Origin of the sequence: Corynebacterium durum, assembly GCF_030408675.1 — a bacterium.
Taxonomy (GTDB): Bacteria; Actinomycetota; Actinomycetes; order Mycobacteriales; family Mycobacteriaceae; genus Corynebacterium; species Corynebacterium durum.
This window is the reverse complement of sequence record NZ_CP047200.1, coordinates 1117655-1141079: the sequence shown is the minus strand read 5'-3', so window position 1 is coordinate 1141079 and position 23425 is coordinate 1117655. Positions and strand designations below refer to the sequence as shown.

Sequence of the window (23425 nt, the reverse complement as noted above, 5' to 3'; positions counted from 1 at the left end):
CCTTCCATCTTGTTGAGGACAACTGACTCCCCATGATCCCCTTACGCTCAAAAGTCACCACCGTTGGCCGTAACGCTGCAGGCGCCCGTGCCCTGTGGCGTGCCACTGGCATGAAAGACAACGACTTCGGCAAACCCATCGTCGCCATCGCGAACTCCTACACGCAGTTCGTCCCTGGGCATGTCCACCTGAAAGACGTCGGAGAGATCGTCGCCGACGCAGTTCGTGCCGCTGGCGGCGTTGCCAAGGAATTCAACACCATCGCCGTGGATGATGGCATCGCCATGGGGCACGGCGGCATGCTGTACTCCCTACCGAGCCGCGAAATTATTGCCGACTCCGTGGAGTACATGGTCAACGCCCATACCGCCGACGCCCTCGTATGCATCTCCAACTGCGATAAAATCACGCCCGGCATGCTCAACGCCGCTATGAGGCTCAACATCCCTGTGGTTTTTGTTTCCGGCGGCCCCATGGAAGCTGGTAAAGCCGTGGTTGTCGACGGCGTAGCACACGCCCCCACTGACCTGGTTACCGCCATCTCCGCCTCCGCGTCCGACGACGTGAGCGACGAAGGACTCAGCTCCGTTGAGCGCTCCGCCTGCCCCACCTGTGGATCCTGCTCGGGCATGTTCACCGCCAACTCCATGAACTGCCTCACTGAAGCCCTTGGTTTGTCCCTGCCCGGCAACGGCTCAACCCTGGCCACGCATAAAGCCCGAAAGGCATTGTTTACCCGCGCTGGCGAAATCATCGTGGAACTGTGCCGCCGCTACTACGGCGAAGAAGATGAATCAGTATTGCCGCGCAGCATTGCCACACAGCATGCCTTTGACAACGCCATGGCACTGGACATGGCAATGGGCGGCTCCACCAACACAGTCCTTCACATCCTTGCCGCTGCGCAGGAAGGCGAGGTGGATTTTAACCTTGATGATATTGATGCGCTTTCCCGGCGAGTCGGTTGCCTCTCTAAAGTTGCTCCAAACTCGGACTACCACATGGAGGATGTGCACCGCGCTGGTGGCATCCCCGCGATCCTAGGCGAGCTTTTCCGCGGTGGTCTTCTGCACACAGATGTCCATTCCATTCACTCAGATAGCTTGGCTAGCTGGATTGATGAATGGGATATTCGCAGCGGCAAAGCCAGCGACGAGGCCATTGAGCTTTTCCACGCCGCACCGGGTGGCGTGCGCACTACTGAGCCTTTTTCCACTGATAACCGGTGGGACACGTTGGACACGGACGCGGAGCATGGTTGCATCCACGACGTAGAGCACGCCTACACCTCTGACGGTGGACTCGCGGTGCTGCGCGGTAATCTCGCGGTTGACGGCGCGATCATCAAAGCCGCCGGCGTGGACGAATCCTTGTGGCATTTCAGCGGTCCCGCCCGGGTGGTGGAAAGCCAAGAGGAAGCCGTGTCGGTGATTTTGAACCGCACGATACAGCCGGGTGAGGTGCTGGTGGTGCGCTACGAAGGCCCGTCTGGTGGTCCCGGTATGCAGGAGATGCTGCATCCTACGGCGTTTCTGAAGGGTGCTGGCCTAGGTAAAAAATGCGCGCTGGTGACCGACGGCCGCTTCTCTGGTGGTTCGTCCGGGTTGTCGGTGGGACACGTCTCCCCTGAGGCCGCCCACGGTGGGGTGATTGGCCTAGTGGAGGATGGCGACATCATCACCATTGATGTGCATGCCCGCGAATTGTCGGTGGATGTTCCTGATCATGTGTTGGCAGAGCGCCGTACCCGCATGGAAGCATCAGATAAACCCTGGCAGCCTGTCGGGCGTGATCGCCACGTGACCAAGGCGCTGCGAGCCTACGCAAAAATGGCCACCTCTGCCGATAAGGGTGCTGTGCGCCAGGTGGACTAGAAATAGCGTTCGGTGGGGGTAGCAAACCCCACCATATTCGGTGTCCCATCGCCGCAAAAGAGCTGGTGCCCCATAAGCAACCAGTGCATCTATGGTTTCTTTTTTGATTACGTGTGCATATACTTCTCGCGTGAACTCCCCCAATAGCACTAGCTCTACCATCACATTTGGCGTCCAAGACGTCCTCCGACTCATTGCTTTCGTGGGCACGGCCGCCGGGCTGATTATGACGAAGATCCAGATCCGCGCAACGGATTTTCATGTGGACATGATTATCTACCGCGCCGGAGCACAGGCGTTTTTAGAGAACCGCCCCTTATACTTTCAGGCATTTTCAGCAGGCGATTTGGGGCTGCCGTTTATTTACCCGCCCTTTGGCGCATTGATTTTAGGTCCACTGGCCAAACCTGAATGGATCACGGATGAAGACGCCGCAGCGTTTGTGGTGATGTTGTCATCATTGGGGGTGTTGCTGTGCTTGTACCTCGTAGCATCGGCGCTGCTGAATCATGATGCCTCGGCGTTGAAGGAAGCAGCGACCAACGGGACGTCGATAAGCATGAACAGTGACCGGTTGGTGCCGTTTACAATTGCGGCGGTGTTGTGGCCGCTGGCGCTGCTGAGTGAGCCGGTCTGGCTGAATTCGCAGTTCGCGCAAATCAACGTGGTCGTGATGACGCTGGTGGTGTTGGATCTGATGCCGCGCCAGCGTCGTATTCCCCAGGGCTGGCTGATTGGTGTTGCGGCGGCGATCAAGCTAACTCCCCTGGTGATGTTGCTGTATTTCGTGGTGCGTAAGGAGTGGCGCGGCATCGCCTCAGCAGGCGCATCTGCGGTGGTCATGACGGCCATTGGTGCGGCGTTTTCGTGGAGCCGTACCCAGGAGTTTTACACCCGGGTGCTGTTTCAGATGGGGTCGGGTGGGGACTTCGGCGTTAATTCGTCATACACCTCCAATAGCTCCATCCACGCGTTTCTAGAACGGTGGTGGTCTTCTAAAGACAGGATGCTGGCTCACCAGCACACGATTACCCTGTGGTGGCTGGCGCTCAGCCTGATCACCATTGCTATTGTTTTTTTCCTCATGCGTGCACTTGTGCGTCGCGGATACAACGTGGAGGCGGTGATGCTGAATTCGGCGCTCATGCTGCTGGTCTCACCGGTGTCGTGGTCGCATCACTGGGTGTGGATTCCCCTCTGGATCGCTGTGTTGCTGTGGCATTGGCGCACCGCAACGACGGCGTACGCGCGGAGAGCCTTCGCTGTAGCATCACTGGCGCTCAGCGCGCTGGTGCTGTTTGAACCGCCAAAATGGTGGTTTGGCGACGGCGTGAACGTGTGGGAGCTGGAAGTATGGAAGAAGATCGTGGTCAACGACTACACTATCGCCGCGTACCTATTGTTCGTGTTTGTTTTCGTGGCGCTGCGCTTCCGGCAGGCACGTGTCCACGACGCGCACCCTCACTAAGCGCGCACGCCGCTCCCCCTCACTCAGGATGTGGGAGAATCTGCGGTAGGTACAAATGAGGAGAGCCCTGTGAAAAAGTCGTTTGCCGCGCAGATTCCAGCATCGGTGCTAGCAATTTTGTCGCTGCTTGGTTTCGCCGCCGGGTGGATTGTCACCAGGTTTCAGGCCGCGATGAAGGATTTTCACATTGACATGGAAGTCTACCGCGCAGGCGGGCGAGCCATTCTGGATAACACCCCCCTGTACGACCACTGGTTTCAAGCCGGAAACATTCAGCTGCCCTTCACTTACCCACCGTTTGGCGCACTGATCCTCACTCCCCTGTCCATGTTTGACTTCATGGACTCCCAAGACTCCTCAGTGGCAATGATTTACTTCTCATCATTGCTGATGCTTCTGTGCCTTTTCCTGGTCGCCCGAACTCTCCTCGGCACGCTTATCGACGCCCCGAATGCTCTAGGTTTCACCCTCGCCACCGCGATCTGGCCACTGGCCATGCTCACTGAACCATTGTGGAAAAATGCGGTATACACGCAGGTGAACGTGCTGATCATGACGCTGATTCTGCTGGACCTACTGCCCCGCAAGCGGCGCATCCCCCAAGGCTGGTTGATCGGCATCGCCGCCGCCATCAAACTCACCCCGGCCGTCATGCTGCTGGTGTTCCTCGTGCGCAAAGATTGGCGCAGCATCATCACAGCGGCGGTGTCGGCAGTGGGTGCCACAGCATTCGCGGCACTGATCCGACCGAAAGACACGTGGGCTTACTTCACCTCCGTGCTGTACGACGTCAACCGCATCGGCGACGTTGGCTACGCCACCAACGGCTCCTTTAAAGGCGCTATCACCCGCTTCTGGCCGAGCAAACAAGCCGCTCTAGAGGCCGGCACGCTCATCAACATTCTGTGGTTGGCGTGCTCACTGGTTGCCATTGCCGCCGCTTATGTGGCCATTCGCGCTTTACTTCAACACGGTTTGCTTGTCGACGCCGTGATGGTCAACGCCGCGCTCATGTTACTGATTTCCCCCATCTCCTGGTCCCACCACTGGGTGTGGATGCCCCTCTGGGCGCTGGTGCTGGTGTGGCGCTGGTGGCACACCAATGACCGACCTGTTGTTCTGTTGGTTGGCGCTGCGGTTCTGGCAGCCCTCACCTTGTACACTCCCCCGCACTGGTGGTTCGGCGACTACTTCGGTGTGGAATACACCTTCGCCGTATGGAAAAAATTCCTGGTCATGGACTTCACCTGGTACGCCATGTTCTTCATCGGTGTGGTGTGGTGGGCTGCGCGACGTACCCCTGTTCCTAGCAGCGCTGATGAAGGGGCTAACTCAGCGGATTGAGCTTATGTTGTTGAGCTGGGGCAACGTGCTCATCCTAGGCGGCAAAGAACGCCATAGGGTTGGTGGTGCTATGTTGCGCGTCTGGGCCCTTCCCGTACAACACTTATCACACCCAAAACGGGGGTGGTCAAGATTGCGCTAAAATTTGTGAGTTAAGTCAAAAGTTATTGCATACATCACTAAAGCACAACCCTGGTATATCCTACCAAATTGAAGCGTTATTATTTTTGTGCGCAGCATAAATAGTTGCAGCAGTGTAATTTCACAACTGTAATATACAAAGAGTTTGCCACCCCACGCAGAATACATAACATGCGCTACATGATTGATAGTAGATACTCACAATGTTTAGCGTGGACCCCATGAGAAACCTAAAGCATCGTGCCATAACAGCACTTACGGCAACTGTCATTGGCTGTTCTGCAATCGCACTGGCCCCGACTTCGGCCGTCGCGCAGACATACAACACTAATGATGGAGACTCAACACAACACGGGAGCGAGCCTAATTTCAACAACAGCTGGGGCCCAAGTAACGTCCCTGATGGAGTTGATCCTGGTCCGACTGAAAAACAAGTTAAGCAATCAAAGACTATCGGAAAGTGTGCCTTCGGCGCCATTGCTGGTATCGCCACAAGTCCAGAAGGATGGGTACCAACAGCGAAAGCCGCAGGGGCTGGTTGCCTAGGCCCACTTGCAGAAGAAGCACTTGACTAATACGCTCCAGAAATAGGCTTAAACAAGGAAAGTAATAGAGACGAACGCTATGCGCATAGCGTTCGTCTCTATTGCTGTTAGCTGGCGATCGTATAACAATTTATTACACAGACTTTTCACGGTCGTCATGATCCTTAATGCCAACATATAGAGTTCTTTATTTTTGTGCACATAAATATGGTGGGTGTACCCGAACCGGGCATCCACCTTATTTCTTCACAACAAGACCGCACTCAGCTCAGTGGATTAACCCCTGCCCCGAACCACCACAACGCGGCCGCGCCGCCAAGACCCAAGACAACGAAGATCCAGGAGCTAGCTAGCGGACGCTGCGTCCAGCCTCGACCCATGTCAAAGGAGATTTTGCCGGGACCGGTGAACTGCAAGCCAACCAACACAACAAGCATCAGGGCGCTGAGTCTCAGGGTGCTATCGGCCCCGAAGATACTGAGCCCTGATGTGCTCACATGCATAGTGTGCAAGAAGGTAAATGCCGCAACAATGGTGCCCACCGCAGCAGATACAGGCGTGATCAAGCCCAGGAACAAGAACACACCCGCCGCGAGTTCTGCCGAGGGAATGGCAATGGAAAGGATGCCGGGATACGCGTACCCACTGTAACTGTGCTCCAACCCAGGGACACCAGAGTTTCCGCCAAGTTGGAAGAACACACTCACCGAATCAAGGATGAGATATAGGGAGGCGACCGCGCGGATCAGGAAAATACCAAAATCCATGGTTCCGCGGCGGGCATCTCCCACCGGTTCCGCTGGCATATCCTGCTGCGGTACTTGGCTGCCATCTGCAACGTCGGCTGGCGGATATACCTGAGCGGGATACGAATCCGCTGGAGCCGCATAGGGATCACCAGATAAATCCACAGGCGCTGTGGGCTCTACCGGCGGAGCGACTTCGGTCGGGGCGTAGGCGTTGGGATCTGTGCCAGCCGCAGCAGCGGCGCGGTCAGACTGGCTGAAACTTAACGCAACGGTAGGTTGCTCCTCATAGGGCGGAGGATCTGCGTAGCCTCGCGGGGTATGCGCCGAGGGGTGGGCAGGCATGGCGCTGGGGTCATAGTCGGAGACCCCACTGGACGCGGCCGGCCTGAAAATTGTCGTGGGTGCATCGGACGCCAGCGGCGAATTCTTGTCACCGTGGTAGGTGGGCACATCCGCGCCATCGAAATCGTCAAAGTTCTGGTTCTTATCACTCATGGTTCCCAGGGTAGGTGAGTCAGGGCGGGTGCTGCTGTTGACGCTTCGACAAAAGCAATTATTTGCCGTATTCTTTGACTCACTTAAGATACGACGTTTGCTAGTAGCAAGTAAAAAACCAAAGAAGAGTGATGACTTTAATTTCACAGGACCAGGGAAAATATGTGGCAACAGGCGGCGAATTCATTCGCGATACCACCTACATATCGGACCGAATTGTCGCCAGCGCACACCCCGGAATCCCAACCGCTCAGTTGGACGGCACGTTCCACTGGCCTGTAGAACCGAACCGATATCGCCTGATCGCCGCCCGCGCCTGCCCGTGGGCGCACCGCACGGTGATTGTGCGCAGCTTGCTGGGGCTGGACAAGGTCATCTCACTGGGGCTCGCAGCCCCGACCCATGACGTGCGGTCTTGGAACTTTGACCTCGACCCAGATGGTGTAGACCCGGTACTGGGGATTTCGCGTTTGCAGGACGCCTACTTCAAGCGCTTCCCTAACTATCCCCGCGGCATCACAGTGCCCGCCATCGTGGATGTCCCCACAGGAACAGTAGTCACCAACGATTACGCTTCTATGACCCTAGATTTTTCTACCGAGTGGCACCAGTACCACAAGCCAGATGCCCCAGATCTGTATCCCGAGGACCTGCGCCCCGAGATTGACGAACTCAATGCCGTGATGTTCACCACCATCAATAACGGCGTGTACCGCTGTGGTTTCTCCGGCTCCCAGGACGCCTACAACAACGCTTTTGACCAGCTGTTTGGGGCACTAGACACCCTTGAGGAGCGCTTGGCCGATAACCGTTACCTCATGGGCGATCGCATCACCGAGGCTGATGTTCGCCTGTTCCCCACCCTGGTGCGTTTCGACGCCGTGTACCACAACCATTTCAAGTGCAACCGCAACCGCATCAGCGACATGCCTCATCTCTGGGGCTACCTCCGCGACCTCTACCAAACACCCGGGTTCGGTGACACCACGGATTTTCAGCAGATCAAAGAGCACTATTACATTGTTCACCGGGATATCAACCCCACCGGAATTGTTCCGAAAGGCCCGGACACCAGCCAGTTCGCCTCCCCGCATCATCGCGAGCAGCTAAGCAGGCGAGGACACTAGCGCCTCACGCGCAGCACTGATCACCGCTTGGCTGAGGCGCTGGAGCAGCGGTGATTCGAGCCGCCAGTGCTGCCAATAGAGCGGAACACGGGAGACGCGGTCGTCGAGAAGCACCAGGTCACCGGAATCAAGTGCGGGCCGGGCTTGCAGATGCGAGACCAAAGCCCAACCCAGGCCCACGCGTGCTGCCTCTAGAAACCCCTCCGACGACGGAATTTGGGAGATGCGCCGATGTCGCGGAAATTCCTCGACCCGGCCGATCAAGTCTTCGTCTTGGAGCTTGTCGTTGGGACCGTAGCGCAGTGCGGGCATCGCGGCCCAGTCGAGCGTGCCGTCGTGGATAAAGCGGTCACGGAACTCGGGGCTAGCAACGGAAAAGTAGTGCATCTCCCCCAGCGGATGCACCTCACAACCTGACACGGCCTTTGATTCGCGAGTCACTGCGCCGAGGCAGTCGCCGCTGCGGAGCAAATGCAACGATTGTGATTCGTCCTCAACCCGCAAACGCAGTGAGGCGGAGTCCCATCGCGCCACTTCAGCCAACACCGGGCGGAACCAGGTGGCTAGCGAGTCGGCGTTAATGGCCACGCTCAGCGGCACCCGGGCAAGTCGACCGTGCATCATGGCGTCGGTTTCCGCCTGCAGCAGCGCCATACGCCGGGCTGTTTGCGCAAGCACCTCCCCTGCCTCTGTTGCGGTGGCGGGCGTGGACCGCCGAACCAACACTCGACCCGCCTCTTTTTCCAGAGCCTTGATGCGTTGACTCACTGCGGAAGGCGTGATGCCTAGGTGGTCAGCGGCGGCCTCAAAGCTGCCTTGGTCAAGGACGGCCAGCAGCGTGGCCATGTGTTTCGAGTTCACGTAAGCAATCCTTAATCAACTTAAATAAGATTAATTTTACTTAAAAGCATAGCGTTGGTTTACTGGACGCCATGAGCATCGCACTGAACGGGTTTATCACGGGACTCTCCCTGATCATTGCCATCGGCCCACAAAACGCACTCCTGCTTCGCCAGGGTCTCAAACGCGTGGCCGTCACCCATGTCATTGCAGTATGCCTGATCAGTGATGTTTTCCTTATTGTCGGCGGCACGCTCGGAGTTGGCGTGATTGTGGAGAAAGCCCCGATTGTCCTTGTAGCACTGAAATGGCTGGGCTTTTTCTACCTTCTCTACTTTGCCTACACTTGCTTCCGCGACGCCCTGAAATCGCACTCGCTGACGGTGGATGAGTCCACCCCCAGCACACCGGACAACGGCGAAACACTCGTTTCCACCTCCGGCACCGATAATGGCGCAGGTGGGGTGGCGGTCGCCCAGCGGACCACGGCACCAGCGAAGACTCAGCCAGATTGGGTAAAGCCAGTCATTGCAGCGCTAGTGTTTACCTGGCTGAACCCGGCCGCCTATGTGGATACGCTGGTGATGCTCGGTGGCATCGCCAACCAGTATGGTGACCCGGGGCGCTGGCACTTCACCGCTGGTGTGTTAGCAGCAAGTACCGTGTGGTTCCCCCTCATTGGTTACGGTGCCGCAAAGCTATCCAAGCCACTATCCAATCACCGCGTGTGGCAGGGCCTCAACGTGGTCATTGGCTTTGTCATGATCGGTATTGCTTTCCGGCTGCTCATGCACTAACTGATACAAACTTGGCTACCTCAGTGGTTATACGTTAACGTGGCTGCATTCACTATTCAGTGAAAGCTAACAATCCCAACACCATTGAGGGAGTTTTTCTATATGTCCACTGCAAATGGCGCAACAAACGACCGCACGCCCACACCCGATCCGGCGGAGGACAACGCGTTCTTCCCGTCCCCATATTCCCTTTCGCAGTACGTGCCCGCGCGCACCGACTTCGATGGCGTTCGCCACGCCGGTGAGTACACCGGTGGACGCTGGAAGATCCTGATGATCGGCACAGAAGAACGCTACATGATGATGCGCAACGGCACCTTCTTCTCCACCGGCAACCACCCGGTAGAGATGCTGCTGCCACTGCACCACATGCACGCCGCAGGTTTCGACGTGGACATCGCTACCCTGGGCGGCAACCCCGTCAAGCTGGAACTCTGGGCCTTCCCCAGCGACGACCCGACCATTGCTGAAACCTACGAAAAGTTCAAGCCCAAGCTCAAGAACCCCCTGAGCCTGCAGGACATCGCCGCCAACCTCGGAGAGGATTCCGACTACCTGGCAGTTTTCATCCCTGGTGGCCACGGCGCGATGAACGACCTGCCGCACAGCCCCGTCATGCAGAAGGTGCTGGATTGGGCGCTTGACGACGACCGCCTCATCATCACCCTCTGCCACGGCCCCGCCGCCCTCGCGGCGTCCGGCCTGAATCGTGACGCCTCACGCTTCGACGGCTACAGCATCTGCGTCTTCCCCGATGTACTTGACCGTGGTGCCAACCGCGACATCGGATACATCCCCGGTGAATTGAAATGGTACTTGGGTGAATCCCTGGAGAAGCAGGGCATCACCATCCTCAACCAGGATATGACTGGTGCTGTCCACCGCGACCGCAACCTGCTGACCGGCGACAGCCCCCTGGCCTCCAACCAGCTGGGCATCATGTCGGCTGAGGCCCTACTAGAGCAGGCAGCCAAGCGGGACAAGTAAACCCGCAGAAAAATCGGGCCTCCCCTTGATAAGGAACGGCCCGATTTTTCTATTGTTCTACTTACTTCGTCTTCTCCGCGATGAGTTTGTTCACCAGCGCGGGGTCGGCCTTGCCACGTGTGGCTTTCATCACCGCGCCGACAATGGCACCGCCGGCCTTGGCGTTCCCGCCACGGATCTTTTCCACAATGTCAGGGTTGGCGGCCAGTGCTTCGTCCACGGCCTTTTCAATCGCGGCGTCGTCACGCACCACCTCAAGCCCACGTGCCTTGATGACCTCGGCGACGGTCCCTTCCCCATCGAGCACACCATCAACGGCGGCGCGGGCGAGCTTGTTGGTGAGCTTGCCTTCCTTAACCAAACCCACGACCTCAGCGACCTGGGCGGGGGTGATGGCCAGATCCGCAAGCTCTACACCAGCGGCGTTGGCTTTCTGGGCGAGGTAAGACACCCACCAGGAACGTGCCTCCCCAGAGGTGGCACCGGCCTCAACGGTGTCAATGATCAGGTCAAGCGCACCAGCGTTGATCAGGTCACGCATCTCGGCGTCGGAAAGCCCCCATTCCTTCTGGATGCGGGCCTTACGTACCCACGGCAGCTCGGGCAGAGTGGCACGAATTTCTTCCACCCATTCACGCGGGGCAATGACCGGGGGCAGGTCGGGGTCGTTGAAGTAACGGTAGTCCTCGGCGGTTTCCTTCAACCGTCCAGGGCTGGTGGAACCGTCTGTCTCCTGGTAGTGGCGGGTTTCCTGGATGATCTCGCCACCGTCTTCCAGCACCTGGGCCTGACGCTGCATCTCAAAACGCACGGCCTGTTCAACAGACCGCAGCGAGTTGATATTTTTGGTTTCCGTGCGGGTACCAAACTCAGTGGTGCCTTTCGGGCGGAGCGAGACGTTGGAATCCACGCGCATAGACCCCTGATCCATGCGCGCATCGGACACGTCCAGGGCTTTCACCAGGTCACGCAGCGCAGAGACGTAGGCGCGGGCAACCTCAGGGGCGCGCTCCCCTGCGCCTTCGATGGGTTTGGTCACAATCTCAATGAGGGGCACACCGGCGCGGTTGCAGTCCACAAGCGAGCTTGTTGCGCCGTGGATGCGTCCGTCGGCACCGCCGAGGTGGGTGAGCTTGCCGGTGTCTTCCTCCATGTGGGCGCGTTCAATTTCCACGCGCCATTCCGTGCCGTCGTCGAGCACGACGTCAAGGTAGCCGTCGTAGGCGATGGGTTCGTCGTACTGGGAGATTTGGTAGTTTTTCGGCTGGTCCGGGTAGAAGTAGTTCTTCCTGGCAAAGCGTGAGGATTCCGCAATAGAGCAGTTCAAAGCCAGCCCGATTTTAATGGCCCATTCGACGCCTTTGGCGTTGACCACGGGTAGCGCCCCCGGGAGGCCGAGGCTCACGGGATCGACGTTGGAGTTGGGTTCCGCCCCGAAGTGCGCGGAGCTTGCGGAAAACATTTTCGTTTCTGTCGCCAGCTCAACGTGCACTTCCATGCCCATGACGGGGTCGTATTTCTCCAGAACGTCGTCGTAATCCATGAGGTCGTAAACGGCTGCAGTCATACCGTCACACTATACCGTCTGCCCTGGGTGCAGTCGGGTTTGGGTGGCGCTGGGTGCGCTTCGACTGCCGCTTATCGACGCCGCGTCATGGTTACCGCCTTATTCCTCCCGGAGCAACCCAGGCCGTATAAGTTCGAGCCAGCGGCGACGGTCCTCTGCTGACATGTCTGCGGGAAGATGGAATGTAAGAAGGTAAATATCTCTCACAGTGAGGTCTGCGCGAAGGGTTTTTGCCTTTTTTCCTGCATCGATAATGCTTGACAAAGCGGCGACTGCCTGTCGTTCCGCGTCAGAGTAGTCAGGGGTGGCACCTAAGGCGCGGGCTGCGGCTTTGATCGCTTTGTTGTGAGCAGTGACGTCAAGAAAGTGACTTATAAACTCAAGCAGCTCGTCTGCGGGTTCCGTTGTCCCAGTATGTACGCGTTGCCATGCGGCATCGGCCGCGCGGGCAAGTTCGTCAACGCTGTCAGCAACAACCATAGCCACGAGGTCGGCTTTGGTAGGAAAGTGCCGGTAAAGGGTTCCTACTGCCACTCCCGCCGCTGCGGCTATCTGACTCATACTGACATCAGGGCCGTATTCGGTGATTTGTTGGCGCGCAACGTTCATGATGGTGATGCGGTTGCGCGCCGCGTCAGCGCGATGTTGTCGTGGCGGTGTCATGGCCGACCCTTCTGTGTGCATTATATCTGCTCTGAACAAAGAGGTTGCAATAAAGTGAATGACGGTTCACAATATAAAATGAATCATTGTTCACATTATATATCATTGAGGAGATACCATCATGCCAAAAACAGCACTCGTCACAGGTGCATCGTCCGGCATGGGCGAAGAGATCGCACGTACACTCCACAAGCTCGGCTACACCGTCTACGCCGCCGCACGCCGCACCGACCGACTAGAACAGCTCGCCACTACAGGAATCCATGCCTTAACCATGGATGTCACCGACGATGAATCCATAACCAGCGGCATCGAGAAAATCATCACCGAAACGGGCCATATCGACGTCCTGATCAACAACGCCGGCTACGGATCCTACGGAGCCATCGAAGACATACCTATGGACGAGGCTCGTCACCAGTTCGAGGTCAATGTTTTTGGCCTAGCACGCCTGATTCAACTTGTTCTCCCCTACATGCGCGCCCAACGATCCGGCACCATCATCAACATCTCCTCCGTGGGTGGTCGACTCACCAATCCGCTGGGTGGCTGGTATCACGCCAGCAAACACGCCGTTGAGGCGTTGAGTGACGCACTCCGCATGGAAACCGCGCCTTTCGGCATCGATGTTGTTGTCATTCAACCCGGTGGTATCCGCACTGAATGGCCCGGGATTACTGCAGATCACCTGGAAGGAACCGCCGAGGGCAGCGCCTACGCTGCTCAGGTCGAGGCCGTGGCTGGTTGGATGCGCTCCGAATCAACCGCCAAGCGCCTGTCCCCGCCCAGTGTCATCGCTGACACCGTGAAAAAAATCGTCACAGCCCGCAAGCCACGCACCCGCTACGTGGTCGGGTTCGGGGGAAAACCGCTGGTAATTCTGCGTCGAATCCTCCCCGATCGCGCCTTTGATTATGTTGTCAGCATAGTATTTGGTGTGCGACGCTAAAGCACCTTCCTAGGAACCTCTTTGGTTAATCAGATCACGCTCTAAAACAGGGTTCCTAAACTAGGATGCGTGTCTATCAACAAACACCACGCCGACAAGCATTTCGCCTTCACCGGGGAAACGCTGAGATTTGAGGGCGTAACCCTACGACGCATCCAGGCCACGCGGGACGTCGACAAGCATGGGGTTCGTGCGGGCGAACTTGGCGGTTGGATCGAGTCGGAATATAACCTCGGCGGCAACGCATGGGTGCATGACCAGGCCAAAGTGTACGGAAGTGCCCGAGTGCTTGACGACGCCCGCGTTCGCGGTAACGCCCAAGTTGGGGACCAAGCCAACGTGTCTGGGTCGGCCGAAGTCAGCGACAACGGCCGAGTATTCGGGCGCGCGGTGCTGTCCGCCAACGCCTGGGTGTACGGCAACGCACGCATCTCCGGCAATGCCGAAATCTACGGCGAGGCGGAAGTGTTTGACCATGCCCGCATCTATGGGCACGCGCAGGTGTTCGCCAGTGCGGAAGTCTACGGGAAAGCGCACGTCAGCGACCATTCCTGGGTGTTTGACTCCGCTGAAGTTTACGGGAACGCGCACATTTCAGGGCGCAGTTGGGTGTACGGCAATGCCAAAGTCCACGGTGATGCCTCCGTTGAAGGCAACACCTATATTCGAGATTCCATGGACATTGCCGACCATGTGGAGCTTCATGGCGCCCACCACATCATGGTGGCTTCCGGATTCGGCCCCACAAATTCTCTGGTCAGCGTTCTACGAACTGCGGGCGGCGGGCACGTAATCACCCTTGGGAGCAGCAAGGCGACCACCTGGCAGGGCGACGCGGACGACTTTACGCAGGAAATCCACAGGCAATCACGCCGCTGGGAGTGCTCCGATGCACAGCGCCGACAATGGCTTGATGAGTATCAGGAGCTCGACCATCTCATCCACGCGCGCATCCAGGCGTGGGCCGGTGTGCTGGCGGGGACACACTGATGAGCAAGCATTTCGAATTCACCGGGGAAACTCAGCGCCTTAACCGTGTGACCCTCCACCGCATCCGCGCAACCCGCAACCTTGACAATATCGGAGTGGAAAAGGGCGATCTTGGCGGGTGGATCGAGCATGAATCCAACCTTGACGATAGCGGCTGGGTCTTCGACCAGGGGAAAGTCCACGGACATGCTCGGGTGTTTGACAATGCCATCGTGGCGGAAAACGCCACCGTCCACGGCAACGCTCGGGTATCTGGGCTCTCACAGATCCTGGGGCAAACCCAAGTTTTTGGGGATGCCTGGGTCTTTGACCAGGCCATTGTCCACGGCCGGGCCTGGCTCTACGGCAACACCAAACTGTTTGGGCAGGCGCAGGTCTCTGGGAAAGCGGAAATCAGCGGCAACGCTGTGATCCAGGGGAAAGTGGTTGTTGGGGATAATGCCGTGATCGGCGACAGCGCTGAACTTCATGATCGCGCTCGTGTCTATGGCGATGCCATCATCCGTGGCGAATCCCAGGTCAGCGGTCGCGCTGTTGTTGCCGGCAACGCCGAGCTGACCAACTATTCTATTGTCTCCGGCACGGCTGAAATCTTTGAGCCGGGGCATGTGATGACGTTTTCTTCCCTCGGCCCCAACAACATTCACATCACTGCTTTTCGCACTGCGGACGGTGGGCATGTGGTGAAAATCAGCGAGTGGACGGTGAACAAAACAGTGGAATCCAAAGTCACCGACTGGGAAGGCTCCATTAGTGATTTTCTCGAAGAGGTTCACCGCCGCGCCGACAAGTGGGAAGAAGCCACGGTCGAACAGCGCGACCAGTGGCTTCAGGAATATACGGCGTTAAGTGCTTTGATTGGAAACAGAGTGTCAACCTGGAGCTAACCGAACAGCGCTTGGGCGGTGCGGTAGCGTCCAAGAGGAACAGTTTTCAGCGTACCCACGGCTTCTTCCAGTTCGATCAGGTCAATGTGCTCGCCGCGCAGGGCAACGCACTTGCCAAAGGAACCAGTGTGGCAGGCGCGGGCGGCATGCACGCCAAAACGAGTGGCCAGCACACGGTCGAACGCTGTGGGTGTTCCACCACGCTGGATGTGGCCCAGCACAGTGGTGCGCACATCGTGACCGAGGCGCTTCTGAATCTCATCACCAATGACCTGGCCAATGCCGTTGAATGTGCGGTGGCCGAACTGGTCCACACCGCCCTCGGCGAATTCCATGGTGCCTTCCTTGGGCAATGACCCCTCGGCGACCACAATAATGCCGTATTTCTCGCCCATCTGGAAGCGACGTTCCATGGCTTTACAAATATCGGCAATATCAAATGGGGCTTCGGGGACAACAATGTAATGGGCACCACCGGCCATGCCGGAGTTCAGGGCAATCCAGCCAACATGCCGACCCATGACCTCCACGATCATCACACGGTTGTGGGATTCAGCAGTAGTGTGCAACCGGTCAATGGCATCGGTTGCCACGGATACTGCGGTGTCAAAACCGAAGGTAAAATCGGTGCCGTTCACATCGTTATCAATGGTCTTGGGCACCCCCACAACCGGAATCCCGTTATCGGCGAGCCATTTCGCGCCTTTCAGCGTTCCCTCACCACCGATGGGAATCAGCGCGTCAATTTCCGCGTCAGCGAGGTTTTCTTTAATTTTTTCAATTCCATTTTTAAATTTGTCGGGATGCAAACGCCCGGTACCCAGGATCGTTCCGCCGCGCAGCAAGATTCGGTCAATGTGTTCGTCATCATAGAGCTGAATTCTGCGGTCTTCCATAAGACCGACCCATCCGTCTTCGTAACCAACAACTGTGGAACCGTATTCGGTGCTGGCGGTGCGGACGACTCCTCGGATAACCGCGTTGAGGCCGGGACAGTCACCACCAGAAGTTAGTGTCGCAATTCGCATACAGCCCATCCTAGTCTGCTGCGGCAGTGTCCGTGCGTTCGGTAAAGCGTGATACAGCTATCAATCCGAAAATTAAAACGATTACGCACAGAACCATCGAATTACCCATTGAGTTAGCGTATCCACTATTCGCCACTCCCATCTGCATCACGCCACCAATCGCCGCTGAACCCAACACCGATCCGATTTGCCGTGTGGTGTTGTACACGCCAGATGCCGCACCTAAGGACTGAATTGGCAGATCACGCATGGACGTCGCCGAGTTTGGGGACCACACAAATCCGTTGCCAAACCCCAGAAGCACAGCAGGCAACAGCATCCACCACCGCCCGACACCGTCGCGCATGATGGCGGCCAACGCAAGCGCGGCAGCTGTCATAAAACCAAAGCCAATCATGGAGAGGACACGGGGATGAATGCGGTCCGCAAGCCTGCCTACAAACGGCGCGAGTGTACCGGAAATCACGGCCATAGGAATGAGCATGAAGGCTGCCTGTTGAGCGTTCATACCCTGAACATCCTGCAGAAATAGCATGATGGGGACCATAGTTCCACCCACCACAAAACCCATGGCGGAGATAGAAAACGACCCCAGCGCGAAGTTGCGGTTACGGAACATCACCAACGGAACCAGAGGCTCAGTACCCCGGCGCGCAGCGGTGTATTGTAGCCACACGAACCAGGCGAACGCACCAACACCGGCAGCAAGTAGACCCCACAGCCACAGGGGCCACCCCAGGTGCGGCCCCTCTTGTAGGGTGAACACAAAAGCGAACACGGAGATTACTGAGGCAACAACGCTGAGAGCATCAATGCTTCTCGACGCCCTGGGAAGCACTGGAACCCACCGCGCCACCAGCACCAGCGACACCACGCCAATGGGCACGTTGATAAAGAAAATCCACTGCCACCCCACGTAGGCCACTATGACACCGCCAAGTAGTGGGCCCATCAGGGAAGCGAATCCCGCCACGGCACCCCACATTCCCATGGCAGCGCCGCGTTTGTCACGCGGGAAGATGCGGTTGATCACGCTCATTGTCTGGGGTGCGATCAGCGATGCACCAAAACCTTGAAGGGCGCGGGCGATGATCAGCAGCTCAATCGTGGAGGCTAATCCGCAGGCCAGCGAGCTGAGGGTAAACACCACCATGCCGATGAGGTATATGGTGCGTTGACCAAAGCGGTCCCCCAGCCGCCCGGTCACCAGCAGCGGTACCGCAAAAGTGAGGAGGTAGACAGAGGTGACCCAGATGACGTCGTTCAGGGAGGCATCGAGATCTTTGTGGAAGTGTGGTGTTGCCACCGCAACAATTGTTTGATCCAGAAGGATCATAAAAAACCCGACACACAACGCACTGAGGGCGCGCCATGCGTCGGAAAGGGGCAGCTCAGCTGTGTGCTGCGGATGCGGAGGCGTCTGACTCATTCTCCTTATCATACTGGGCAGCATCGGGAAGGATCATGATGCCACGAAGAGAGGAATACACTGCCGCAGCGGTCCAGATGACGGCCACCGCAATGGCCACCGTATAAATGGACACACGGGTCAGAGACACTGTGGCCACACTAAGGCCGATGGGGGCGGCAAACTGTCCAATGGCATTGAACACGGAGAACGCCCGACCGCGTAGGTTTTCTGGGATTTGTTCAGTAATCAACACCATTTGCAACGGGGTACTGATGCCGCCACCAATACCGGCCACGAACATACCGGCAAGCAGAATCCAGGAGTGGGCCATCATCGCGATGCACGCAAATCCAATGGTGAAGAACACCATGCTGGTCACCCAGATGAGCCGCCGCTTGTTGGAACCAACAGCCGCAATCACGCCGCCGCCTGCGATCATGCCGACCGCATATGCAGACAACGCAAAACCGAGCATGGACGGGTTGTGGCTATTTTGGAAGTGCGTAGGCAGGATAAGCATCAAGTAGGGCGCAATGAGAGTAGATGACACCAAGGCCACAAATGCAAGAAGCTGAACAACAGGAGACTGGAGCACAACCATCCAGGCCCTGCCCCAGCTGCGCCAACCTTTGATGTTCTCTTCGATTTCCTGGTCGGGGTTAACCTGCAGCCGCAAGAGTGCCGTAAACGCCGCAGCGAGCAACGAGCAGATGGCGGTGATCCACAGAACTTCTTGGATCGGCAGCGTGGCCATGAGCATGCCCGCAGCCGCTGGGCCAACAAGAAACGCCAATCCACCGAGAGACTGCACAACGCCGGAAATAAAATCCATGGACTTGCCGGAGGTGTAGGAGACATCGCCACCGAGCGCAGCACGAGCTGCCATTCCTGGGATATCACCCACCGCACCGAGAATGCCGATGACGATGAACCAGGTGAGGTTCAACCCCAGCCATGCGTCTACCGCAATGACGGCGATAACGGAAAGCCCACTGACAATGTCGGAGATAATACTCATGGGTTTGCGGCCAACTGTATCAATCAGCTGTCCACCCAAGATCGCAAACAACAGCGATGGAATAGCAATGGCCGTGGCTACCAAGCCAGCGGCGGCGGGGTTTCCTGTACGTTCCAAAACCAGCCACGGCCATACAACAGTAGCGACCCCATTGCCCAACAGCGATAAGCCTGCGGATGTTAGGTACAGCCACGCCACGCTTGATCGTTTGGCTGAGCCAGCGGTTCCCGTCGTCTCACTAGCTTGCCGATCCGGCATCATTGGCGGTTCAGCGTCCGTTGCTTTCATGCGCAGTCCTCATGTGTTTTATCGTTCCTTAATGGGCAGGTGTCATATTGTCTGCTACCAGTTACATTATTTCCATTCGCAAAATTATTTCGTCAACAAAAATCGGATAAAAATCCATTCATTGTGATGGAAGCGACCTGGTCGTGGACATGTGTCCACCCCCACAAGCCACCCCTATCACACAGTGTCAACTGCGAATGCATATCTTCCCACAATAAAGGATAAGAGGGGCTAACTCTGCATCCTCTGATGCTTGGCTAGTCCCTCTCCCCCATTTATCAGTGGAAATACTCTTGACCAGCAACACTGTCCGGCAGCGTCAAGCTCGGCGTAATGTCTGAAGCGGGAACAAGATTGAACTTCTCCATTCCCTTACGCACGTGCTCGGCGGCATCAATGTTCAAAGGTCCAGAACACCACATGGCATATGGCAGGTTGATAAAGCGATTTTCCTGCACTGCGGGAAGATCCTTGGTGGCGGGGTTGCTCTTCAGAATGTCTACTTTCTGCTGAAAATCCTGGCCAGGATAGTCAACAAACACAAACACGTCCGGCGCGGAAGCGCTGATCTTTTCCCAACCCACCTGGGTCCAGGTGTCGTCGACGTCTTCGTTGGCGTTGCGGGCACCCGCGGCGTCGATAATTGCCTGCGGTGCCCCGAACTTCCCGGAGGTGAAAATGGTGTCAGTGGCCGAGTCGAAGACAAACGCGGTGGGCTTTTTCTCTGGTTGTTCGGCGGAGCGCAGCGTCGTCAGGCGTGCGTCCTGATCAGCCACAACCTCGCGCGCGGTGTCAGCGTCACCAGCGAGGGTGCCGATGTTCTTCAGGTCCTCGCTCACTGCCGTCCACGGATCGATGGTACCGCGCTTATCGGTGCCCTGCTGCTTGCACGATTCGGTGATGGCATACGTGCCAATCCCCTGCTCTTTCAGCGTCTCCGGCGTCATGTTCTTCGATTCGGACAGACCATAGCCCCAGCCCGCGACGTACACGTTCGGCTGTTTGCTCACCACTTCTTCCAGCGAGGGGTATTCTTTGGACACCGCGTCTAGGCCGTCGATTGTCTCGGCACCGTACTTGGCTTTCAGAATATCCACGTCACGCTGCAGGGAGCTGACATTTTTGATCTTGTCTTTCCCACCCGCAGACAGCACTGTCGCGATGATATTGCCGTCGTTGACAAACAACGAATCCGTCTTGCTGTAGGTTACCTCCTCACCACAGTTTGTCAGGGTCACTCCCCCGTTTGCGCTTGTCGACGCCTCGTTGTTTCCTGTGGTGCCGCAGCCTGCGGCGAGAATGCCAACGCCACAAAGGACTGCAAGGTACTTTTTCATGGCTGGTTCGTCTCCTTTATTGAACGTATTCCTGGCCTGGAACAGAAGCTGGAAGGGTCAACTGGGGTTGGATGTCAGTCTGCGGAACAACGTTGAATTTCTCCATGCCTTTTCGCACGTGCTCGGCGGCATCAATGTTCAAAGGTCCAGAGCACCACATGGCGTATGGCAGGTTGATAAAACGGTTTTCTTTCACTGCGGGCAAGTCCTTAGTGACGGGATTGCTCCTCAATGCCTCCACCTTGTCCTCAAAGCTTTGGTTTGGATAATCCACCATCACAAACACATCTGGCGTGGAAGAAGCGATTTTCTCCCAACCGACATTCGTCCACGTATCGTCAATGTCAGCGGTAGCATTGTTCCCACCTGCGGCTTCGATGATGGCCTGTGGCCCACCGAACTTGCCGGAGGTAAAAATCCCGCCGTCTTTCACAGAATCAAACACGAAAACGGTGGGTTTCTTCTCTGCCTGCGGGGCTGCCTTCAGGTTGTCAAGACGGGTATCCATATCGTCAATAACCTGAGTTGCTGTAGCCTCACTACCAGCAATTTTGCCGAGATTACCCACGTCATCGCGCACAGCTTGCCAGGGTTCGACCACACCACGCTTACCAGTCGACCCTTGGCGGCAGGATTCTGTAAGTATGTAGCTGTCAATCCCCTGGGATTTCAGCCTTTCTGGGTTTAGGTCATTGGATTCGGAGAACCCGTAATTCCAACCCGCGACCATAATGTCCGGCTTTTTGCTCACCACTTCTTCCAGCGACGGGGTTTTCTCTGCCGCCTCGTCGAGGCGATCGACTATATCGCCATATTTCGCACGGAGAATATCTTTGTCTTTTTGCATCGAGCTGACCCAGTTAATCTTGTCGCCTGCGCCAGCACCGAGGGCAATGGAAATGATGCTTCCGTCGTGCACCCACAGCTTGTCATGATGCTGGTAGGTCACCTCTTCACCGCAGTTCTTTAGGGTCACTCCCCCGTTCGCGCTTGTCGATGCCTCGTTGTTTCCTGTGGTACCGCAGCCTGCGGCGAGAATACCGATACCACAGAGTATCGCAATGTACTTTTTCATGGCTGGTCTCCTTGTCACTTACAGTGAATCAATGATGAGGTGGGGGTTGGTTGCCTCTGGAAGTTGCGCGATAAGCGCCTGAACATCAAACACTTTCCGCAGGTTGTCGGGTATCAACACGTCCTGTGGATGTCCGGCACACAACATGCCGCCCTGGTGCAGCACAACAACCTGGTCGAAATAGGACATGGCCAGGTCAAGGTCATGAATGGTGGCAATGATGGTGCGGCCCGAATCCCGCAGCACACCCAATAGGTGCAACTGGTGATGCACATCCAAATGGTTGGTTGGTTCATCCAGAAGCACCAGGTCTGTTTCCTGGGCAAAGCCACGGGCTAGCAATGCGCGGCGGCGCTGACCACCAGAGAGCTGGTCGCATGGACGGTCGGCGAGGCCGGAAATACCCACGGTAGCTAGTGAACGGGCAATAATGTCCTTTTCCTTCGAGCTGCCCAGCTGCCAGGATTTCAGGTAGGGCAGGCGCCCTAACGCCACCATTTCCGCGACGGTGAGGTCGCCGGGCGGGCTTTCCTCCTGCCCCACCAGCGTCATCAGGGTGGCGCGGTGCCGTGGCTTGATGGTGTGGACATTCGCGGCGTCGATAAGCACCTGGCCAGCATGGGGTTTCGCGATGCCCCCGAGGGCGCGCAGGAGAGTTGATTTTCCCACGCCGTTGATACCCACGATGGCGGTCATGGTGCCGCGCTTGACGGTGAAGGAAACTCCACGGAGCAGCGTCTTTTTGCCGATGCCCGCAGCTACGGAATCAACAACAAACATTAATTCTGACCCCCAAACCGGTAGCGGTTACGCCCCATGAGCAGCAGAAACAGCGGCGCACCCAGCACACCTGTGACCACACCCAGTGGAATTTCTTGCGGCGGTGCCGAAATACGCGCGATCACGTCCACCCACAGCACAAACAATGCGCCGAGCACAGCGGCGATCGGCAGTAGTCGCAGGTGTAGTGACCCCACCATCATTCGCGCAAGATGCGGAATCACCAAGCCCACAAAACCAATACCACCCGCAATGGCCACCATCGCCCCCACCAGCAGCGCCTGAATGAAAAACAGCACCTGCCGTAGCAACCCCACGCGAACACCCAGCGCAGCGGCAGTATCCGGCCCCGCAGCCAGCGCATCCATCGGGCGACTCAGCGCAACAAGAACTACAAGAGCAATGGCTACCACGACGGCTGGGAGCAGCAGCTTATTCCACTGCCCGCCAGCCACGGAACCCAGCATCCAAAACATCACGCCCTGGGCCGCACGCGCATCTGGACCTTTGAACACCAAAAAACTCGCCATCGCCGAAAACGCCGAGGACAGCACCACACCCGACAGGATCAGGCGCAACGGGGTCAGCCCACCCTGCGCCATGGTGATGGCGTATACGGTGGCAGTGGCGACCAGCGCGCCGATAAGCGCACCACCCGAAAGGGCATACAATCCAAGGCTGCTGAAAAGGCCAAACGTCAAGACGGCGGTGGCTCCCACGCTCGCACCGGACGACACCCCTAGCAAATACGGATCAGCCAGCGGGTTCCGTACCAGGGTTTGCATAGCGACGCCCGCCAGCGACAGGCCCGCACCGACAATCAACGCCAACACACCACGCGGGGCACGCAGCTCCCACACAATCGAATCCACGGCCTGGTTAGGCCCCTTGCCACTTTGAAGGTGAGCCTGAACGACCTCCCACACTTGAGCATTGTTGTAGTCCACCGAGCCGAAGGTAAGTGACGCCACAAAGCTCACAGCTGTCAGCGCCATCAGCACCACACACAATGTGGGCGCAGCTAACTTCTTTACCATGTACGCACTTCTTGCCAGTCCCGCTGCT

20 protein-coding genes are annotated in these 23425 nt (G+C 57.2%); 9 read left to right on the top strand and 11 right to left on the bottom strand.

Translation table 11 applies throughout. From position 1 onward, the window contains the following. Window positions 1-32: 32 nt before the first annotated feature. From ilvD to CDUR_RS05390, 3 genes are all read left to right on the top strand, one after another. Window positions 33-1874, top strand: a complete 1842-nt coding sequence (gene ilvD / locus CDUR_RS05400) for a dihydroxy-acid dehydratase (protein WP_179417428.1) — start codon at window positions 33-35, stop codon at window positions 1872-1874. A gap of 130 nt (window positions 1875-2004) precedes the next feature. Then, on the top strand, window positions 2005-3342 hold the full coding sequence (locus CDUR_RS05395) for a glycosyltransferase 87 family protein (RefSeq protein ID WP_179417427.1): 1338 nt from the start codon (window positions 2005-2007) through the stop codon (window positions 3340-3342). A 69-nt stretch (window positions 3343-3411) separates the two neighbouring features. Then, a complete protein-coding gene (locus tag CDUR_RS05390; RefSeq protein ID WP_179417426.1) occupies window positions 3412-4686 on the top strand; it encodes a glycosyltransferase 87 family protein in 1275 nt (424 codons plus the stop codon). A 949-nt stretch (window positions 4687-5635) separates the two neighbouring features. On the opposite strand, the gene CDUR_RS05385 is transcribed toward CDUR_RS05390, so the two are convergent. Continuing rightward, window positions 5636-6616: a DoxX family protein gene (locus tag CDUR_RS05385; protein WP_179417425.1), complete on the bottom strand. Its 981-nt coding sequence runs from the start codon at window positions 6614-6616 to the stop codon at window positions 5636-5638. Window positions 6617-6747: 131 nt separating this feature from the next. On the opposite strand from CDUR_RS05385, the gene CDUR_RS05380 reads away from it, so the two are divergent. Next, a complete protein-coding gene (locus tag CDUR_RS05380; protein ID WP_179417424.1) occupies window positions 6748-7743 on the top strand; it encodes a glutathione S-transferase family protein in 996 nt (331 codons plus the stop codon). Here the strand turns inward: CDUR_RS05380 and CDUR_RS05375 are convergent. Beyond that, window positions 7723-8604, bottom strand: a complete 882-nt coding sequence (locus CDUR_RS05375) for a LysR family transcriptional regulator ArgP (protein WP_179417423.1) — start codon at window positions 8602-8604, stop codon at window positions 7723-7725. The two genes, CDUR_RS05380 and CDUR_RS05375, sit on opposite strands and share 21 nt — an antisense overlap. A gap of 71 nt (window positions 8605-8675) precedes the next feature. On the opposite strand from CDUR_RS05375, the gene CDUR_RS05370 reads away from it, so the two are divergent. After that, a complete protein-coding gene (locus CDUR_RS05370) occupies window positions 8676-9380 on the top strand; it encodes a LysE/ArgO family amino acid transporter (RefSeq protein WP_179417422.1) in 705 nt (234 codons plus the stop codon). Between the two features lie 102 nt (window positions 9381-9482). Further along, on the top strand, window positions 9483-10367 hold the full coding sequence (gene hchA / locus CDUR_RS05365; protein ID WP_179417421.1) for a glyoxalase III HchA: 885 nt from the start codon (window positions 9483-9485) through the stop codon (window positions 10365-10367). A 61-nt stretch (window positions 10368-10428) separates the two neighbouring features. Here hchA and gatB read toward each other — a convergent pair whose 3' ends face one another. Together gatB and CDUR_RS05355 are read right to left on the bottom strand one after the other, a co-directional pair. After that, on the bottom strand, window positions 10429-11934 hold the full coding sequence (gene gatB / locus CDUR_RS05360) for an Asp-tRNA(Asn)/Glu-tRNA(Gln) amidotransferase subunit GatB (RefSeq protein ID WP_179417420.1): 1506 nt from the start codon (window positions 11932-11934) through the stop codon (window positions 10429-10431). Window positions 11935-12033: 99 nt separating this feature from the next. Then, window positions 12034-12597, bottom strand: coding sequence for a TetR/AcrR family transcriptional regulator (locus CDUR_RS05355; protein ID WP_290208083.1), 564 nt, complete (start codon window positions 12595-12597; stop codon window positions 12034-12036). Window positions 12598-12718: 121 nt separating this feature from the next. Here CDUR_RS05355 and CDUR_RS05350 point away from each other — a divergent pair, with 121 nt between their 5' ends. The 3 genes from CDUR_RS05350 (at window position 12719) to CDUR_RS05340 (ending at window position 15423) form a co-directional block, all read left to right on the top strand. Next, complete coding sequence (locus tag CDUR_RS05350) at window positions 12719-13546, top strand: oxidoreductase (protein ID WP_179417418.1); 828 nt, start codon at window positions 12719-12721, stop codon at window positions 13544-13546. A 69-nt stretch (window positions 13547-13615) separates the two neighbouring features. Continuing rightward, window positions 13616-14536, top strand: a complete 921-nt coding sequence (locus CDUR_RS05345; protein WP_179417417.1) for an LbetaH domain-containing protein — start codon at window positions 13616-13618, stop codon at window positions 14534-14536. Further along, window positions 14536-15423, top strand: coding sequence for an LbetaH domain-containing protein (locus tag CDUR_RS05340; protein WP_179417416.1), 888 nt, complete (start codon window positions 14536-14538; stop codon window positions 15421-15423). The genes CDUR_RS05345 and CDUR_RS05340 overlap by 1 nt, the downstream gene beginning before the upstream one ends. Here CDUR_RS05340 and CDUR_RS05335 read toward each other — a convergent pair. The 7 genes from CDUR_RS05335 to CDUR_RS05305 form a co-directional block, all read right to left on the bottom strand. Then, on the bottom strand, window positions 15420-16451 hold the full coding sequence (locus tag CDUR_RS05335; RefSeq protein WP_040358631.1) for a 6-phosphofructokinase: 1032 nt from the start codon (window positions 16449-16451) through the stop codon (window positions 15420-15422). The genes CDUR_RS05340 and CDUR_RS05335 overlap by 4 nt on opposite strands. A 10-nt stretch (window positions 16452-16461) precedes the next feature. After that, window positions 16462-17904: a DHA2 family efflux MFS transporter permease subunit gene (locus CDUR_RS05330; protein WP_375379405.1), complete on the bottom strand. Its 1443-nt coding sequence runs from the start codon at window positions 17902-17904 to the stop codon at window positions 16462-16464. Further along, window positions 17843-19168, bottom strand: coding sequence for an MFS transporter (locus CDUR_RS05325; protein WP_179417414.1), 1326 nt, complete (start codon window positions 19166-19168; stop codon window positions 17843-17845). Before CDUR_RS05325 ends, CDUR_RS05330 begins: the two co-directional genes overlap by 62 nt. 278 nt (window positions 19169-19446) lie before the next feature. Next, window positions 19447-20505 (bottom strand): ABC transporter substrate-binding protein, encoded by a 1059-nt coding sequence (locus CDUR_RS05320; RefSeq protein ID WP_179417413.1) that lies wholly within the window; start codon window positions 20503-20505, stop codon window positions 19447-19449. 16 nt (window positions 20506-20521) lie between these two features. Further along, on the bottom strand, window positions 20522-21580 hold the full coding sequence (locus tag CDUR_RS05315; protein ID WP_179417412.1) for an ABC transporter substrate-binding protein: 1059 nt from the start codon (window positions 21578-21580) through the stop codon (window positions 20522-20524). An 18-nt stretch (window positions 21581-21598) separates the two neighbouring features. Further along, complete coding sequence (locus tag CDUR_RS05310; protein ID WP_179417411.1) at window positions 21599-22360, bottom strand: ABC transporter ATP-binding protein; 762 nt, start codon at window positions 22358-22360, stop codon at window positions 21599-21601. Next, window positions 22360-23397: a FecCD family ABC transporter permease gene (locus CDUR_RS05305; protein ID WP_179417410.1), complete on the bottom strand. Its 1038-nt coding sequence runs from the start codon at window positions 23395-23397 to the stop codon at window positions 22360-22362. The genes CDUR_RS05310 and CDUR_RS05305 overlap by 1 nt, the downstream gene beginning before the upstream one ends. Between the last annotated feature and the right edge of the window lie 28 nt (window positions 23398-23425).